This window comes from Turicibacter sp. TJ11 (genome assembly GCF_021497505.1).
Lineage (GTDB): Bacteria > Bacillota_I > Bacilli_A > MOL361 > Turicibacteraceae > Turicibacter.
In genome coordinates, this window is the sequence record NZ_CP069349.1 from 136,482 (window position 1) to 155,274 (window position 18,793).

An 18,793-nucleotide genomic window follows, 5' to 3' on the forward strand; every position below is an offset into this window, starting at 1 on the left:
ATCTCCTGTTAATAAAAGAGGAGATGAGAGATGATGTTAAAAAAGTTATCAAATACTGCGTTTATTTATACGGTTCTAGCCTTAGTCGTTGGGGTTGTTTATCGTGAATATACGAAACTGTCAGGATTTACAGGACAGACGAACTTATCATTATTACATACGCATTTATTTACATTAGGTATGATGTTTTTCTTAATCGTCTTAGCTTTAGAAGTGACATTAAACTTAAGTAAACAAAAGTACTTTAATGTCTTTTTTATTTTTTATAACGTGGGGTTATCGTTGACAGTTATGATGATGGCTGTTCGTGGATTCTTACAAATTAATGGAGAACAACTGTCTAAAGGTCTTAATGCATCTATTGCAGGGATTTCAGGAATCGGGCACATTTTGCTAAGTATTGGATTAATCGTCTTTTTTATTAATCTTAAACAAACGATCGATCAAAAAAACGTCATGGGCGAATAATATCGGCTCATGACGTTTTTTATACATCCGTTAATTAAAAAGTGAGAGAATCTATGAATAGGAATAATGTTTTTAGATAGAAATCATCGGTTTAGAGGATGGTTTTTGTTCTTTTGTTAAGGTGAAATGAACAATCATTGAAATCATTCCGCTGATCACTAAAAAAGCATAAAAGCTAATTCCGCGACATAAAAGCATGGCTGGAATAATGAGATTACTTGCAAAGAATAACTTAAAGGTACTCATAAATGCATTTTCTGACGCTCCGACTGCTCCAGGTAAAGGAATGGAAGAGACGGCTAGTGATACTAATGATTGAAGTGAAAGAATTTGGAGCAATGTATACTCATCTAAATAGAAGGCCTTGTAGACGAAGTAAGGCACCAAATAGCTAGCTGTTAACTGAATAGTGGTTGTGAGTAAAATTTTTGACATAAGAAGCGGTTGTGTTTTAATGTATTCTGCCCCTTTCGTATATTCTTGAACTAATAATTCTAACTGTTCACGTGTGCGATTGACATCTTTTAATAAATGCAAAGCTGCTAACCACTTCGTGACATGATGAATAAGTTGATAGATAAACTTTTTTGAAAACATGGCTAGTAAAATGGCAACAGTTAATAAGACATTAATCGTGACACTAAACATTAAAAAATATTTGATTCCATGAGCATTTGTTAAGATAAATTCATGATTTAAAAGAAACATAACCCCGCCATAAAGCATCATCACAATCTGATAAATCACAGTAATAATTAACAGATTTAATGAAGAATATGAAAGGTTGATGTTAGCCTTGGTCATATAAAACATTTGTGCAGGTTGCCCCCCGCTAGAAGAGGGAGTAATTGAACTAAAGTAAAATCCAACAAAGGCAAAACCAAGACATTTTAAATAAGAAACTTTTTGACCAAGCGCACGTAAAATAGAAAAAGTATTCATCGCCTCACAGCCAACAAAAAGAAACATCATACATAATCCTAATATAATATAGAAAGGATTGACGTTTTTTACGATTTCAATCAGATTAGAAAGTGACTGATCTTTAAAAATAAAATAACTCGTGATAAGCATGAGGCAGGCCATAAAAAATAGACTTAGCCATTGTTTTGATTTGCTATTCATCGTTCGCTCCTTTTAAATGACTTAATGGATATTAATGATAAAATCATCGCTATGATTTTAAGATTTGAGTTTTCAACTCCTCATAAGTAGCTTTTTAAAAGTCGCTACTTATAAGACAGATGAAGCGTTCATGAAGCAGATAAGTGTTTACCATTTTTTTGAATATGAATTATATTATAACATATTACTGCTTCATTCGTAATGAAACTGATTCTTAATAAATGGTAAAGAAAAGGATACATCATCATATTCAAAAGGTTTGATCGAAGTTAAACTGTTTATCAGCAACACTAGACTCACTTCATTATAATGATTAAATCTTAAGATTCTTGTTCATCAAATCTTAAGATTTTCTTAAATTTTAAAGAAGCGTGTATCTAAATGATAAATGTTTAAAGTGAGTGAATATAAGATCATGATGAGATGTTATAGAAAAAGAAAATCATTCATTTAAAGATGATACAAAATTCATGTTATAAATGTAAAACAATTGATGATTGACTCATGTATTAGGTAAATAAGTCATATATTAATTATTAGTTGAAGGAGGGAAAGTATGGGATATATTGCAAGTCATTTAATGGATTTGATTGGGAACACACCGTTGTTGTCATTAAACAATTATAAAAGTAAGATAGGGTATGATGCTGAGATTATAGCTAAACTAGAATTTTTTAATCCAGCAGGTAGCGTTAAAGATCGAATTGCGTACGGCATGATTAAGGATGCAGAAAATAAAAATCTTTTAACAAAGGATTCGGTGATTGTTGAGGCAACGAGCGGAAATACTGGAATTGGGTTAGCCTTTATTGCTGCATCTAGCGGTTATAGATTGATTTTAGTGATGCCGGAGACGATGAGTGTTGAGCGTCGTAGCTTACTTCAAGCTTTAGGAGCAGAACTTGTTTTAACCGAAGGTGCTTTAGGAATGAAAGGTGCCATAGCCAAAGCAGAAGAGTTATGCAAAGAAAATGAAAATGCTGTTATGCTTAAACAATTTGATAATCCAGCTAATCCAACGATTCATCGATTAACAACAGCCGTTGAAATTTGGGATGATACAGATGGTCAAGTGGATATTTTTGTAGCAGGAATCGGAACAGGTGGAACGATTACAGGAGTGGGAGAAGTCTTAAAGGAATATAATCCAGACGTAAAAATCATAGCCGTTGAACCGGAAAATTCACCAATTTTATCAAAAGGTGTAGCGGGATCACATAAAATTCAAGGGATTGGAGCTGGATTTGTTCCAACTATTTTAAATCAAGAAATCATTGATGAAATTGTAACGGTATCGAATGAAGACGCGATTGAAACTTCACGTCAATTAGCACAAACCGAAGGTTTACTCGTTGGTGTTTCTTCAGGAGCTGCTGTTTATGCGGCTAGTATGCTCGCTAAACGTGAAGAAAATAAAGGAAAACGAATTGTTGTTATTTGCCCAGATACAGGTGAAAGATATTTATCAACAGGACTATACGGTGAATAAAGGATGAACTAACAGAGCGATAAAAATAGATGTTATAGGCTTAGGGAGTTTATATCATTAATGTTTATAAAACAAATTGATATGTTCTTTTTGTTAGGGGATAAATTTCTTTGATTCTGAGATAGAAAGCCAATTTGGACTTGTAGATAATATGTAGAATAAAAAAATGAGACTTTTTGTCTCATTTTTTTATTATTAAGGTAAGAGAGTTAGTGATTAGCAATAGTTTCAAATGGCTTCTTTGTTTATAAAATGTTAATGACACGATGATTAACAACAATTGCTTCTTGTTTAGGAAGTTTGATCGTTAAAGTATCGTTGTTTAAATGAGCTGTAATTTGATCAGCATCGACATCGTAAAGGTTAAAACTTTGTGAAAATGAATGAGCTTGATAAGATTGGCCAATCTCTTCATGAGTTTGAATGACTTGCTTTACTGTTAAAATTAAATGTTGATTTTCAACAGCAAGTTGAATGTGTTCACGTTTAAGATTTGGAAGTGTCAGTGTAAAGACATATTCGCTACCTTGATCGGTAAATGATGTATTATTCATCGGTAAAAGAGTAGATTGAAAGGTATTTACCATGAGGTTTTCCATCTGATTAAATAAGTTAAAAAAGTTAAAAGGTGTGACTGAATGAGGATCTTCTGGTATTAAATTAGACATATGATTCCTCCTTAGCTGAGATAAAAAGTATACAAAATATCATATGTCGTCTCTTAACGAGGGTACCCATTTTTGATAGATTGCACGAATAAAATCATTATGATAAACTGATAGCAAGAAGGTGGTCGTATGAATATAATTAAAATTGCAGATTTGGCAGGAGTTTCTAAATCAACCGTCTCTAGATACTTAAATAATGGTTATGTAAGTGAAGAAGCTCGTGAGAAAATAAAAAAAGTCATTGAAGAAACTGGATTTGTTCCAAAGCGTCAAGCTCAAGCCATGCGGCTACAAAAAACTAATTTAATTGGAGTGATTGTTCCTAAAATTAGTACGGAAACAGCTGCACGTGTCATTGAGGGAATTACTAATGAATTAAGCGAAGTAGGATATGAAGTCTTAATTGGGAATACTAACTTATCTATTGAAAAAGAAATGGATTATTTAAAGGTTTTTAAAAATCAAGTCGATGGAATTATCTTTATGGCAACTGAAGTGACGCCGAAACATTACGAATTATTTGATCAATTAAGCATTCCCATTGTTGTGATTGCTCAAAAAGTAAAACACTATCCTTGTATTATTCATGATGATTATCATGCCGCTAAGGATGCCATTCATTATTTAATTAATAAAGGTCATCAATCCATTGGATTTATTGGAGTAGGTGAGTACGATGAGGCAGTCGGAATTGATCGTAAAAAAGGTTATCTAGATGCTTTAAAGGAACATCAAATTCAGATAAAAGAAGAATACATTCAAATTGGTGACTTTAGTCATGAAAGTGCCTTTTGTTTAACTGAAAAGTTAATGAATTTACCACATCCTCCAACGGCTATCTTTGCAGTAACGGATAACTTAGCGATCGGATGTATGGAATATTTAAACGAAAATAACTATCAAATTCCTAAAGATGTAGCAGTCATGGGATTAGGTGATATTAAAATTTCAGCTTATATGTCGCCTCCGTTAACAACGATTCATTATCATTTTCAAACAATGGGAGCTAAAAGTGCTAAGTTATTAACCGAGATGATTAAGGCAGGAAAGTTAAGTTCTAAAAATTGTGAAAGCAATTTTATTTTTAACTATAGACTTATGGAACGGCGTAGTGTATAATAATCTTCGACAAGAAGGTTATTATTTTTTATGAATTGTGGGAACGTTCCCTCAAGATTCGACAAGCTGATCCTAAAAATTAGGAATTTTATTTTACCTTTAAAGAAAGCGCTCCTTTATTTTTTTCTTCTGTGTGGGAACGTTCTCGCATAAAGGTTTAATAGGTTTCTGATTATAGTTAAGCAAACATAGGAAATAATAACATTGTAAAATTTAATTATTATTTATATGATCCAACAAAGTTATATTGCCTTGTTAAAGAATCAATATAATAGAGGGTTGAAATAGAAAATAGGAGGATTAGATCTTATGGCAAATACGAACTATTCTGAAGTAGCTAAGGTTATTCTTGAAGCCATTGGTGGAAAAGATAATGTGGCTAGTGCTGCACACTGTGCGACACGTTTACGTTTAGTTTTAAACGATGAATCAAAAGTAAATAAAGCTGAAATTGAAAAAATGGACGTTGTTAAAGGTGTGTTCTCAACAGCGGGACAATTCCAAATTATCATTGGACAAGGAACTGTTAATCGCGTTTATGCTGAATTAGCTTCACTTGCTGGAATTCAAGAAATGAGTACAGCTGATGTTAAAGATGCAGCAATGGAAAAATTAAATCCATTCCAACGTTTCTGTCGTATGTTATCGAACATCTTCGTTCCAATTATTCCTGCTATCGTAGCTGCTGGTTTATTAATGGGAATTTTAGGAGTTGTTGATAAAATTGGATTAGGTCACTTAACAGGAGAATGGTGGTTCATGTTATTAGACATGTTCTCATCTGCAGCATTTAACTTCTTACCGATTTTAATTGCGATTTCGGCAGCAAAACAATTCAAATGTAATCCGTACTTAGCAGCAACAATCGGGGGAATCATGATTCACCCTGCTTTACAAAATGCTTGGACATCAGGAACAGGATATGAAACTGTTAATGTATTAGGATTAATTGATATGCCTTTACTTGGATATCAAGGAACAGTTTTACCTATCTTAATTGTCATCTTTGTTATGTCATACATTGAAAAGTACACACGTAAAGTGGTACCAAAAATGTTAGATATTTTATTAACACCTTTAATTACAGTATTATTAACAGGATTTTTAGCATTAGTTGTTATTGGTCCGATTGCAAACACAGTTGGTTCAGCTATTTCGACATTCTTTACTTATGCCTTAAATAACTTTGGTATTTTTGCAGGATTATTATTAGGTGGATCATATTCATCAATCGTTATTACAGGAATTCACCACAGCTTCCATGCGGTTGAATTAGAGTTAATTGGAAACACTGGATTTAACTCATTATTACCAATCTGGTCAATGGCAAATGTGGCACAAGGTGGAGCTGCTTTAGCTGTTTATTTCTTAACTAAAAATGCAAAAACAAAAGCCATTGCTTTACCATCTGCTATTAGCTGTTTATTTGGTGTGACTGAAGCAGCGATTTTCGGAGTTAATATGAAATATGGTCGTCCATTCATCGGAGCTGCTATTGGTGGGGCTTTAGGTGGAGCGTATATCGTATTCTCTAAAGTTGTCTTTACAGCAGTTGGAGTAACAGGACTTCCAGCCTTAGCAATCGCTAAAACAGGAACAACGATGAATTATTTAATCGCAATGGCAATTGCAGTTGTTGGAGCATTCATTGCTACATATATTCTTGGAATTAAAGAAGACTAATTAAATAAACATCAAAAATGAATAATGGATCGATCATCTTTCCGTTATTCATTTTTGCGTATTATAGAAAAAAGGAGAACGGTATCATGAAAAAAGTTATTTCAATTGGAGAAGCATTAATCGATTTCATTCCACAACAAAAGGGGATTGCTTTAAAAGACGTGGAGGGATTTTTACGTGTCCCAGGTGGAGCGCCTTTAAATGTAGCGGCAGCAGTTGCTAAACTAGGTGGAAAAGCACAAATGTTAACAAAGCTGGGGGTTGATGGATTTGGAGATGCTATCTTAGAAGAAGTGAAGCCACTAGGTGTTGATGTTTCGCGTGTAGGACGTACAAATCAAGCGAATACTGCTTTAGCATTCGTTTCTTTAAAAGAAGACGGAGAGCGTGACTTTTCATTCTATCGTAACCCAAGTGCCGATATGTTATTAGGGGAAGACGAAATTCACGAAGAAGATTTTAAAAATGGGTCAATCTTACACTTCTGTTCAGTGAGTTTAATTGATGCTCCAATTAAACAAGCTCATAAAAAAGCGATTGAATATGCGACAAAACATAACGGAATCATTAGTTTTGATCCTAATGTTCGTTTACCATTATGGGAGTCAGCGGAAGCTTGTCGTCAGGCGATTTTAGAATTTTTACCATTATCAAATATCGTTAAAATTAGTGATGAAGAGTTAGAATTCATTACTGGAATTAAAGATGAGCAAGAAGCATTAAAATCATTATTTGTTGGAAATGTAGAAGTTGTTATTTATACAAAAGGAACAAATGGATCAGACTTTATCACAAAAGAACGTGTTGTGACTGTTCCATCATTTACAGTAAAAGCTGAGGATACAACAGGAGCAGGAGATTCATATATTGGATCATTCTTATATCAAGTGGCTCAAGCCGTTAATACATTAGACGAGTTAGTTCAATTAGATGAAGCAAAAGTCACTGAAATGATGACATTCAGTGCAGCAACAGCGGCATTAACAGTGTCTAAAAAAGGTGCAATTGCAGCTTTACCTACAAAAGATGCAGTTATCGAAATGATGAATCGATAATTTGAGGAGGATCTAAACATGATGACAATGCAACAGTTTATTGATCAAATTGCTGCTGAAAAAGCCAAGCAATTACCGATCGTTAATGAAGATAGATGGCGTAATAAGTTTCACCTGATGGCACCAATAGGGTGGATTAATGATCCAAATGGATTATGTTATTTTAAAGGGTTATATCATGTGTTTTATCAATATTCACCACTAGATGCTAAAGGTGGATTAAAATTTTGGGGACACTACACGTCACCAGATATGGTCAACTGGACAGAGCATGAAGTTGCCCTATCTCCTGATATTGCAGCTGATGTTGATGGTGTTTATTCAGGATCAGCATTAATTCATAATGATGAGATGTATCTGTTTTATACAGGAAATGTTAAACATAAAGGAGATTATGATTACATTTTAACAGGGCGTGAACAAAATGTAATTATGGTTAAATCAACAGATGGATTTAACTTCTCTGAAAAGAAAGTTTTATTAACAAATGAAGACTATCCTAAAAATATGGGATTACATGTTCGTGATCCAAAGGTGTGGGAAGAAGACGGAACGTTCTACATGGTATTAGGTGCACGTTCAGTCGATGATAAAGGATACGTCATACTTTATCAATCAACAAACTTAACAGATTGGGAGTTATTAAGTGTTCCTGCTGGTGGATTAGACGATATGGGATATATGTGGGAGTGCCCAGATACGTTTAAACTAGAAGGAAAAGATGTTTTCATGTTCTCTCCTCAAGGAATGGATGCCAAAGGATTTAAGTATCATAACGTTTATCAAAGTGGATATGCAATTGGATCATTTGATGAATCGAAACAAGTTTTATCATTAGGTGAATTTGATGAGTTAGATCGTGGTTTTGACTTTTATGCACCACAAACGTTTAAAAATCATGATGGACGTATCATCATGTATGGATGGGCTGGCGTTCCAGATGCAGTTGAACATGTGAATCCAACGATTGAAAAAGGATGGCAACACTGCTTAACATTACCGCGTGAGCTTGTTTTAAAAGGTGAAAAGATTTATCAGGTACCAGTAGAAGAATTAAAGGCGATGCGTCAAACTGAAACAGTGATTGAAAATATTGCATTAGATGAGCAACCAGTTTTTGAATTATTTGAAGACGATACATATGAATTAAACTTAGATTTTAAAGAAACAACAGCATTTGAAATTTTATTCCGTGAAGATTGCAACTTATCATGGAAAGACGGCGTTTTCACATTAGCTTTAGGAGAAAGTGGTTATGGGCGTGACAAACGTCAAGTTGAGCTAAGCAATCTTTCAAATGTTCGTATTTATTCAGATCACTCTATCTTAGAAATTTATTTAAATGATGGAGAGGAAGTATTCACTTCACGTATCTACAATAAAGAATTAGATAAAAAGTTATCATTAAAAGGAACAGGTCACGTGACATTAACAAAATGGGAGCTATAAAATAAAAGAAGATCATCAAATTTGATGATCTTCTTTTATTTTGTTTTACGTAGTTCTTCTTTTAATTGACGTTTAGGAAGATTACGACGAAGTTTACGTTCAATCATATTAAATTCTACACAATCTTTTGGTGCGACAAACATACACGTATATCCATCATCTCCTGCGCGTCCTGTACGACCGATTCGATGAATATAAATTTCAGGTGTTTCTGGAACATCATAATTATAAATATGGGTAACACCACTAATATCAAGCCCTCGGGAAGCGACATCCGTCGCGATTAAATATTGTAAGTCTGCATCGCGGAATGATTTTAGAATACGTTCACGTTTATTTTGTGCAATATCACTATGAATCACTTGCACATTAAATCCTCGTTTTTTCATTTTTAAAAATAAATCGTCTGCACGACGTTTCGTTCGAGCGAAGATGATCGCTAAAAAAGGTTGATCTTCTTCAAGCACTTGACAAAGTGTATCTGCCTTCCAGCGGTCGGTTGTCTCAATCACTTCTTGATGAATATTATCAATCGTCACTTTTTTTGGTTCGATTGAGACATTAACAGGCGCGTAAGTATAGCGGTAGGCTAATTTTTTGACATTAGGTGTCATCGTGGCAGAGAAGCATAGCGTTTGACGGTTTCTTGGCGTCATACTTAGAATTTGGTCGACTTCATTTCTAAATCCCATTAATAACATTTGGTCGGCTTCATCAATAACAACTGTTTTAGTTTGATTTAAATTAATCGTTCCACGCTCAAGATGATCAATGAGGCGACCAGGAGTGGCGATAATAAGGTGAATGGTTCCTTTTAATTTATTTAACTGAGAGCCAATGTTTCGCCCTCCATAAGCCGCTAAAACGTTAATAGATTTAACAGTAGCTAATTTATTAGCCTCTTCAGTAATTTGAAGTGCTAATTCACGTGTAGGCGTAATAATAAGTGCTTGCGTGGCATTGATTTCAGGAGAAATCATTTCAAATAAAGGTAACAAGAAAGCTAATGTTTTTCCTGTTCCTGTTTGAGCCTCTGCAATAACATCTTTAAATTCTTTAATTAATGGAATACATTGTGTTTGAATAGGAGTGGGATGAATAATCCCTGATTTTTTTAAAATTTGAACAAATGGTTCACTAATACCTAATTCTTTGAAATTCATAATGACATACCTTTCATAGTTGTATTCATCTAATCATATCATAGTTTAACCGAAAAAACATAAGTAATTAATAATTAGTGTCATAAACAGTAAATGGGGATGATAAGTATCTAATAGGGTTTAAGTTAGATTTTAATTGGTCGAGTGGATCTAAGACACTCCCCGGTAAGTTAAAGATTAAATTTCATACGCTTGCGTTTTTATACTTTATGATAAATAAAAAAGCAACTGAAACTCAGTTGCTTTTTCGAATATAACTCATAGGAATAATGGAATAATCTTTCATCAGAGAAATGATGATGGGCCATTATGGCCCATCCTTTAAAAGTTAGTTAATCATTTTAAAAGAAAGATTTATTAAACAGTCAAATTAGTTAGGAATAATTTGAGCTGCTTTTTTTTCGATAATTGGAAGGAAAGATTGGATACAAGGTCCAATTAAAAGTGTCGTAATGATTGTTCCAAGACCAAGAACCCCACCTAATGAGAACCCGATCACGATGAAAGTAATATCAAGACCGATACGAACCCATTTATATTGCCAGTTTGTTTTATCAACGATAATTAATGGAAGTTGATCCGTTGGTGCGACACTTAATTCAGCTGATTTTAAGATAGAGAATCCAATCGCAATGACAACACAGCTTACAGCTACGATAAGTAAACGAACAACTAACGGTAATGAGTCAATTCCTAAATTATTAAGTGACATATTAATAAGATCTAAGAATGGTCCTGCTGTAATAACAGCTAAGAATGTTCCTAAGCGAATATACTCACGTGTAAAGATTAACATCCCGACAAAGACAATTCCCATCACTAAAATATTAGCTTGTCCAACCGTAATGTTTAATAGGTTTGATAACCCTTGCATAAAGATTGTAAATGAATCGACTCCTGTATTTGATTTAATAAAGAATGCAACTCCTAATTGGATAATGAAGCATCCAACTAAGAAGAATAAGATTCTAACGAAATAGTTTTTAAAATTAATTTTGTTCATAATACTCCTCCTACAGACTTCAATTGATTAACCCTTACATTTGAAACTGTATACATAATATAAAAAATATGACAAAATGTCAATAGAGATATGTTTTTTTGTCTTATTTCGTCACCTAGCATCTTTTTGAAATTAGGAATAAAGGTTAACCGATTAAGAGGGCCAGTATATAATATAAAGAGATATTGTACATTTATTGTAAAAATATCATGATCGTTGTTAATTTAATCTCCTAGTCTAACATAATAAATAAGAATCTAAAGATCAAGTCATGCTTTTAAATGAAGGAGGGATGACTGTTGGTAACGCTACAGGGTAGATATTCATCCTATTTAGATGAGTATAATAAGATTACTATTTTGGCACCAAAGAGTTATTACGGCGGAGAGATAGCACCATTTAAACTAGTTAACACAAAAACATTAGAAATGTTTGAATTAAAAGTTGAAGAAAAAATAGATTTTGGTAATGAGATAAAATATACACTTTCAATTCAAGGATTTGTAGAAGTAGGGACTGAATACCAAGTCATAGATTGTTATCAAAATGCTAGTTATTTGTTTTTGGGATATATTGCTAGAACAGAAGCATTTGATAAACGTTTTTATTATGATGGGGATGATTTAGGTCCAACCTACAGTAAAGAAATGACCCGTTTTAAACTATGGGCTCCAACAGCTACGCAAGTTCAATTGATTCTTTATGAAGATGATGTCACTCACTTCCGTCGAATGAATCGACAATCAAAGGGAATATGGGAATTAACCATTCATCAAGATTTAGAAGGATTGCGATATCGATATGAAATTGTCAATAATTTAGTTCATCAAGAAACGATTGATCCTTACGCGATGGCTTCAACTGTTAATGCAGAGTATAGTGTGGTCATTGATCCGTTTAAGTGTATTCAAATTAAACAAGATTTAAGGTTAAAGTTAGCTCAACCAACCGATGCGATTATATATGAGTTAAGTATTAGAGATTTTACAATAGATTCCTCGTCAAAAATTAATCATCGAGGGAAATTTCTTGGGTTAACGGAAGGAATGAGGGATGAATTAACAGGACAGACTTATGGAATCGAATACTTGAAAGAGTTAGGTGTGACGCATGTTCAGTTACTTCCTATTTTTGACTTTGAGGGGATTGATGAAACGAAATCGGAATCTTCTTATAATTGGGGTTATAACCCTGTTCAATATAATGTTCCAGAGGGAAGTTATGCTTTAAACCCACAAGATCCTTATTCTCGAATTAATGAACTAAGAATTATGATTAATACGTTACATGAAGCGGGGCTTGGTGTCATTATGGATGTGGTCTATAATCATGTTTATGAACGACGAACGTTTCCTTTTGATTCAATGGTACCGACTTACTTTTATCGCTATGATTATCAAGGAATGCCTTCAAATGGGACAGGATGTGGAAATGACTTAGCGACTGAACGATCCATGGTGAGAAAATATATTTTAGATTCTATCAAGTTTTGGATTGAAGAGTATGGAATTGATGGATTTCGTTTTGATTTAATGGGAATTATCGATGTTGATACGATGAATGAAGTGCGTCAACTTTGTGATGAGCTACACCCTAGTATTATTTTATATGGAGAAGGGTGGAACATGAACACACCACTACCACAAGAGCAAAAAGCAGCTAAATTTAATGCTTATAAGTTACCTCACATTGGACATTTTAATGATAAATTTAGAGATAGTATAAAAGGTCATACGTTTAACCATAGAGATCGTGGTTTAGCGTTAGGTAATTTTGGTTATGCTAATGTCAGTAAGTTGTTATTAGCGGGAAGCTGCGGGTTAAATGAAGGTGAAATGGATATGTTTTATACTCCTTCTCAAAGTATTAATTACGTAGAGTGTCACGATAATCATACGTTGTGGGATCGAATGTTGCTATCTAATACGGATGAAGATGAACAAACTCGACAAAAAAGACAAATTTTAGCGACTGCGATGGTCATTTTAGCTCAAGGAATTCCACTTATTCATTGCGGACAAGAATTTTTTAGAAGTAAACAAGGCATTGAAAATAGTTATAATTCCTTAGATGACATCAACGCGATAAAATGGGATGAGGTTTATCAGCATCAAAAAAGCATCAATCTCATTAAAGGGTATATTGCTATTCGTAAAGCACACAAAGCGTTTCGTTTCTCGAATGCAATTCTTGTAAAAAAACATCTTCGTATTTTTCAACATCATCATTCTGTGATAGAATATACTTTGAAAAATGTTAAAGAGTATGGAGAATGGGATGAAATTCATGTCTTTTTTAATACTCAAAATCATGAAGTAAATATTCCAATTGTTACAAATGATTTCAGTCTCATTGCGAATGAAAATCAAAGTGGAACAGAATCGTTGATGAAAGTGGACGGTGAATTAACGATGGCACCGCTTTGTACGATGATTTTAGTTAAGTAATGCTTAGACTATGTAGAAGAAGAGGATTATTGTAATGAGTGGATTAAACATTGATAAAAGTAGATAAAAAAACTCCTTAGCAGATCTAAGGAGTTTTTGTTGAGAAATGGAGTGCACATCATGGCAGAAGTTGTTCATATTAAAGTTGAAGGGGTTTTAGACGAGTTAATCCTTCATTCAATGCAAGTGTTGAATCAAACATTTTTTAACTCTTCTACAATTAATCAGGCAGAATCGTTTGATTTAATCTTTGAGTTTAAAGAGGAGATTTGTGAGGATCATTTAATTGTGACCGCAACACTAGGTGAGGATACTCAAGTGATTAAACGTCAACTTGAGGTGAATGAATCAAAAACACGTAAGTATGCTTATTTAGCCGCTTATTTATTATTATTACAGCGCGAAACAGGTCGTGTTCAATCTTGGGGACTTTTAAATGGAATGCGTCCAACAAAGCTTGTTCACGGAATGAAAAAGCGTGGCTATACCGATGAAGAAATTAAAGCTTATATGCAAAATGAGTATTTAGTGTCAGATGAAAAAATTGATTTATTATTAGAAGTTGCTAATCATCAATTAAAGGTCATTCCGGATTTATATACGATTCAAAATGAAATCAGTCTTTATATTGGGATTCCATTTTGTCCGACACGTTGTGCTTATTGTACGTTTCCTGCGTACGCTCATGGGCCGTTTAAAAAGTGGGTCGATCCGTTTTTAGAAGCATTGATTGAAGAAATTAAATTGGTAGGTGGGTTTGTTAAAGAAAGGCGGTTAAAAGTGACCTCTATTTACTTTGGAGGTGGAACGGCTACGACTTTATCTGTAGAACAATTTGAGAAGTTATTAATCACCGTTTATTCTCATCTTGCAAATGATAAAGAGGTCCGTGAAATAACAGTTGAAGCGGGACGACCAGATACGATTACGGTAGAAAAACTAGAACTATTAAAACGTTATAATATTCATCGTATTAGTATTAATCCACAATCATTTCATCAAAAAACATTAGATGAAATTGGTCGCCATCATACCGTTGATGACGTCATTGAAAAATATAACTTAGCTAAACAGCATGGATTTGATAATATTAATATGGATCTAATTGTAGGATTGCCTAATGAAGGAAAAGACGAGCTAGCGTATAGTTTATCACAAATCAAAAAACTGCAACCGGAATCGTTAACGATTCATATGTTAGCATTTAAACGTAGTTCAAAAATTACACAAAATCGTGGATTATATACAACTGCTTCAAAAGAAGAATTACAAGAAATGGGACAAATGACCTATGAATTTGCAGCACAAAATGATTATGTCCCATATTATTTGTATCGTCAGAAAAATATCTCTGGTAATATGGAGAATATCGGTTATTCTAAATTAGGACAGGAAAGTATTTATAATATTTTAATCATGGAAGAAGCACAAAATATTTTAGGACTTGGAGTTGGTGCTTCAAGTAAATATTTAATCGGAACGTCTGTTCATAATCCTAAAGACTTAAAAACATATATTGATTCTTATAAAACATATGCAACTAAAAAAATCGAAACGCTCGTTGAAAGTTTAGAAATAGGTGATACACATGCAAATTAAAGATTTAAAAGTTAAAGAAGTGGTGACCTTAACGGTTATGATTAAATCAGTGAATGTCGGTCGTACAACTGCCCAAAAACCGTATTTAAAATTTGAATTTGTTGATCAAACAGGATCAGTATTTGCAAACAAGTGGAGTGTAAAGCCAGATGAGTTAGAATTATTTCAGGCAGGTCAAGTGGTCACGGTAAAAGGATTAGTACAGCTATATAATACTCAAAAACAAATTAATATTGAGGCTGTCAGTTTAGTTGAAGGAGAAGTCGATTACTCTCAGTATGTTGAATCATCAAGATTTGAGAAAGAAGCATTAAAAGCATCTCTTTCTACCTTCTTAGACGAAATGAATCCAGGTTATTATCGAGAAATTGTAAACTATTTTTTAAATAAATATGAAGAAGAATTTTATGTTCATCCCGCTGCTAGTCGTATGCATCATGCATTTATGTCTGGATTAGCCCAACACGTTTATGAAATGCTAAAAATGGGATCTGCTTATTGTGATTTATATCCGATGGTTAATCGTGATTTGCTTTACGCAGGAATTATTCTTCATGACATGGGAAAATTATTTGAAATGAGTTATGAAAATTGTATTAAAACAGAATATACGTTAGAAGGCTTAATGATTGGGCATATTAATATGATGGTTTCGATGATTGATGATGTCTCTAAAGAATTAGGTTATAGTGGCGAAGAGGTCTTGTTTTTAAAACATATGGTTATTTCTCATCACGGAAAGCTAGAGTGGGGTTCTCCTAAGGAACCGATGATTATCGAGGCTGAATTACTACATTATTTAGATGTGGTATCAGCTAAAATGACAGCTATTGAAGTGGCACTTCGACACTGTGAAGCGGGTCAAATGAGTGATCGAATTCCAATGCTTGATCATCGTCGCTTTTATCATCATGATTAATTTTAATTCCATAATATTTGGTGTTGCTATCAAGCAACGCCTTTTTACATGGCATAGAAAAAAGAGTTAACAACTATTAATCAGTTGTTAACTCTTTTTCGTTATTCTGTTGTTTCAGCTTCTTCTGTTGTTTCAGCTTCTTCTGTTGTTTCAGCTTCTTCTTTAGCAGCTGACTCTTCGATGTTTTTTACAATTGTTTCATAACGTTTTTGTAATAATTCATCTGTAAATTTAAAGTTTGCTTCTGAACGATATTTGATTAAGATCGTTTCTAAACGTAATTGTGTATATTCCTCAGAGCGTAATTCACTTTCTAATTCTTCTTTCATTTCATCGAAAGTTCGAGCATCGTCATAGCGATAAATGACATGATAACCAAATTGTGATTTAACAGGTTCTTTCGTATACGTGTTTACTTCTAACGCTTTAGTTCCTTCTTCAAATTCAGAAACCATTTCACCTTCACCAAATGCTCCTAAGTCACCACCATTAGATGCTGTTGAATCAGTACCATACTCAGCAGCTAACTCTTTAAATGTCGCTTCTTTATCTTCAGCTTCATCTAATTTAGCGATAATTTCCTTTGCTGTTTCTTCATCTTCTACTAAAATGTGGCGAGCTTTAAGTTTTGCTTGATAAGCTTCATAAGCTGCTTGAAGTTGATCATCTGTAATTGGATATTCTAAAGCAAATGCAGCATCTTGTAGTTGAGCTAATTTGAAGTAATCATAAATTTCTTCATCTGTGTTTAAACCGTATTGTTGCATAAAAGCGTAATAGTTTGTTCCTAATTGAACTTTAAACTCATCAATTAATTCTTTGATTGCATCTTCATCAACAGAGAATTTCTTTTCTAAAATCTTTGTATCCACTAATGAAACTCCGTTTGATAATCCATAAGCATTTACTAATTCTTGATATAATTGCTCAGCTGTATATTCCGCTTCATTTGTTTTAGCTACCACTGAGTCACTTGTTTCTTTTACTTCTTCATAAGTTGAAGATACTTCTTTGTATTGAGCTTCTAAATAATCATTTAAAAGAACAAAACCAGCTTTTTCACGTTCAGCCGCTAAAGTTGAAACGATAAATTCATCTGTTAATTTTTCTTGAATTAATTCTTCTTTTAATTCATCTTTCACTTCATCTAAAGTTGGAATCTCTTCTGTTTCTTCCGCTTCTGTTGATTCAGTTTCCTCAGAATCTGTTCCTTCTGCTTCTTCAGACTCTTCTGTTGCATATTTTTCATCGTATGCCGCTTGAATTTCTTCATCTGTTACTGAGACAGCTGCGCGTGCAGCAGCTTCACGATATAAGTTTAATTCTAAATATTGGCGTAATTCATCTTCACTTTCAAACCCTTGACTAGTTAAGAAACTTTCGAATGATTCTTCGTCGGTATATAGTGTATGATAGGTTTCAAGGGCTGTATCAATTTTTGTTGTATCAATTTCATATTCTTTTGATAAAATATCGTAATCTACTAAATCTAAAATAGCTGTTAGGCCAGCGTCAGCTACCATAGCATTAAATACTTCTTGTTTAGTTACGTCTTCAACATCAGATGTAATAAATTTATCATTTCCATTAGTTAAGTTGATACCGATTTCTTCTTTATTTGAACAGGCACCAAGCATTAGTGTTGATACAAGTGCAGCTGTTGCTAGGAAGTACTTTTTCATCACTTTCACATCCTCTTTTTGGTTTGATTTAACGTTTTTTATCATATCATTTTTCAAATTTTGTCACAACATTTTTTTGGTAGGTTTTTGTGGAATTTCAGTAAAAACATAAACCAAATCTTCAAAAATTCATAGGATATATTAGCTCAGGAAACTGAGTGAAAGGTTAGAAAGGAGTTGAGACTATGTTTGGAAATAATTGTTCATTCATTCTAGTATTATTTATCTTATTAGTAATCATCGCATGTTGCTGTGGAAATGGCTTCGGAGCATGCTAATAAATAATTAAGTAAGTTATCTTTTTGTTAAACTCTTTTGTTTAAAAAGAGAAATATAATATTTATTAAGGAGCGAGTTATTATGTGTGGAAATAATTGTTCATTTATTTTAGTTTTATTTATTTTATTAGTGGTGATCTCATGCTGCTGTCGTGGTAGCTTCGGATTCTAAGATAATCTGAATCATTAAATGGCTGTTACTGCTATAGTGTAAAAGATGGATAAGTAAAGTGTTAAAATAGCTTGTCAAGATAGAGTGAAAAAGGACCTTGGGGTCCTTTTTTTATTTTACTGTAACTCATATGAACAATTCACACTGAAAGTAAGTATCGAGGGGAAAGATTGAGTAATAAGGGATATCAAGAAAATCCGTTTATATGAATTTAGAGTGTTATGAAAAGCTATTTTTTATAAGGATTAGTTTAAGCAGTCAATCACCTGTGAAATCAAGGTTTTATCACGTTAAAGACGAAGGCTTAGCCTATGTGATTGCTCAAAGATATCTTGGTCAGTGGTTAAAGTATACCACATATATATAAATAAAATGGCTTTAGAAGTGAAGGGGGGATAGATGAAATGAACGAATGAAATCGGCAATAAAAAGATGGATGTGGTTACGTTCTTTGTAACATTTGTTTAAAATAAG

General features: G+C 33.4%; 15 protein-coding genes. 10 read left to right on the top strand and 5 right to left on the bottom strand.

Features of this window, described 5'->3' with window-relative positions:
* The first annotated feature begins 33 nt into the window (after window positions 1–33).
* Entirely contained in the window at window positions 34–468 is a 435-nt protein-coding gene (locus JRC48_RS00665; protein ID WP_235069957.1) for a DUF2871 domain-containing protein, read from the top strand.
* Between the two features lie 72 nt (window positions 469–540).
* Here the strand turns inward: JRC48_RS00665 and JRC48_RS00670 are convergent, their stop codons facing one another.
* Window positions 541–1,593 (bottom strand): lysylphosphatidylglycerol synthase transmembrane domain-containing protein, encoded by a 1,053-nt coding sequence (locus JRC48_RS00670; protein ID WP_235069958.1) that lies wholly within the window; start codon window positions 1,591–1,593, stop codon window positions 541–543.
* Window positions 1,594–2,149: 556 nt separating this feature from the next.
* Here JRC48_RS00670 and cysK point away from each other — a divergent pair.
* Entirely contained in the window at window positions 2,150–3,082 is a 933-nt protein-coding gene (gene cysK, locus JRC48_RS00675; RefSeq protein WP_235069959.1) for a cysteine synthase A, read from the top strand.
* 245 nt (window positions 3,083–3,327) lie between these two features.
* Here cysK and JRC48_RS00680 read toward each other — a convergent pair whose 3' ends face one another.
* Window positions 3,328–3,750, bottom strand: coding sequence for an Hsp20/alpha crystallin family protein (locus tag JRC48_RS00680; protein ID WP_235069960.1), 423 nt, complete (start codon window positions 3,748–3,750; stop codon window positions 3,328–3,330).
* A 129-nt stretch (window positions 3,751–3,879) separates the two neighbouring features.
* Here JRC48_RS00680 and JRC48_RS00685 point away from each other — a divergent pair, with 129 nt between their 5' ends.
* The 4 genes from JRC48_RS00685 (at window position 3,880) to JRC48_RS00700 (ending at window position 9,056) form a co-directional block, all read left to right on the top strand.
* Window positions 3,880–4,869, top strand: coding sequence for a LacI family DNA-binding transcriptional regulator (locus JRC48_RS00685; protein ID WP_235069961.1), 990 nt, complete (start codon window positions 3,880–3,882; stop codon window positions 4,867–4,869).
* A 309-nt stretch (window positions 4,870–5,178) separates the two neighbouring features.
* The gene (locus tag JRC48_RS00690) at window positions 5,179–6,552 is read left to right on the top strand and encodes a sucrose-specific PTS transporter subunit IIBC (RefSeq protein ID WP_235069962.1); all 1,374 of its coding nucleotides are present in this window, start codon (window positions 5,179–5,181) and stop codon (window positions 6,550–6,552) included.
* Between the two features lie 86 nt (window positions 6,553–6,638).
* The gene (locus tag JRC48_RS00695) at window positions 6,639–7,607 is read left to right on the top strand and encodes a carbohydrate kinase (RefSeq protein WP_235069963.1); all 969 of its coding nucleotides are present in this window, start codon (window positions 6,639–6,641) and stop codon (window positions 7,605–7,607) included.
* Window positions 7,608–7,625: 18 nt separating this feature from the next.
* On the top strand, window positions 7,626–9,056 hold the full coding sequence (locus JRC48_RS00700; protein ID WP_235069964.1) for a glycoside hydrolase family 32 protein: 1,431 nt from the start codon (window positions 7,626–7,628) through the stop codon (window positions 9,054–9,056).
* A 35-nt stretch (window positions 9,057–9,091) separates the two neighbouring features.
* Here the strand turns inward: JRC48_RS00700 and JRC48_RS00705 are convergent, their stop codons facing one another.
* Window positions 9,092–10,219 carry a DEAD/DEAH box helicase gene (locus tag JRC48_RS00705; RefSeq protein WP_235069965.1) on the bottom strand — a complete coding sequence of 376 codons (1,128 nt, stop codon included), beginning with the start codon at window positions 10,217–10,219 and terminating at the stop codon, window positions 9,092–9,094.
* 370 nt (window positions 10,220–10,589) lie between these two features.
* Complete coding sequence (locus JRC48_RS00710) at window positions 10,590–11,222, bottom strand: YitT family protein (protein WP_235069966.1); 633 nt, start codon at window positions 11,220–11,222, stop codon at window positions 10,590–10,592.
* A 299-nt stretch (window positions 11,223–11,521) separates the two neighbouring features.
* On the opposite strand from JRC48_RS00710, the gene pulA reads away from it, so the two are divergent.
* The 3 genes from pulA (at window position 11,522) to JRC48_RS00725 (ending at window position 16,187) form a co-directional block, all read left to right on the top strand.
* Complete coding sequence (pulA, locus tag JRC48_RS00715) at window positions 11,522–13,669, top strand: type I pullulanase (protein WP_235069967.1); 2,148 nt, start codon at window positions 11,522–11,524, stop codon at window positions 13,667–13,669.
* A 120-nt stretch (window positions 13,670–13,789) separates the two neighbouring features.
* Window positions 13,790–15,268: a coproporphyrinogen dehydrogenase HemZ gene (gene hemZ, locus JRC48_RS00720; protein ID WP_235069968.1), complete on the top strand. Its 1,479-nt coding sequence runs from the start codon at window positions 13,790–13,792 to the stop codon at window positions 15,266–15,268.
* A complete protein-coding gene (locus tag JRC48_RS00725) occupies window positions 15,258–16,187 on the top strand; it encodes a 3'-5' exoribonuclease YhaM family protein (protein WP_235069969.1) in 930 nt (309 codons plus the stop codon). Before hemZ ends, JRC48_RS00725 begins: the two co-directional genes overlap by 11 nt.
* A 101-nt stretch (window positions 16,188–16,288) precedes the next feature.
* Here the strand turns inward: JRC48_RS00725 and JRC48_RS00730 are convergent, their stop codons facing one another.
* On the bottom strand, window positions 16,289–17,869 hold the full coding sequence (locus JRC48_RS00730) for a peptidylprolyl isomerase (protein ID WP_235069970.1): 1,581 nt from the start codon (window positions 17,867–17,869) through the stop codon (window positions 16,289–16,291).
* Window positions 17,870–18,054: 185 nt separating this feature from the next.
* On the opposite strand from JRC48_RS00730, the gene yjcZ reads away from it, so the two are divergent.
* Window positions 18,055–18,147 carry a sporulation protein YjcZ gene (gene yjcZ / locus JRC48_RS00735; protein ID WP_235069971.1) on the top strand — a complete coding sequence of 31 codons (93 nt, stop codon included), beginning with the start codon at window positions 18,055–18,057 and terminating at the stop codon, window positions 18,145–18,147.
* The last annotated feature ends 646 nt before the right edge of the window (window positions 18,148–18,793 follow it).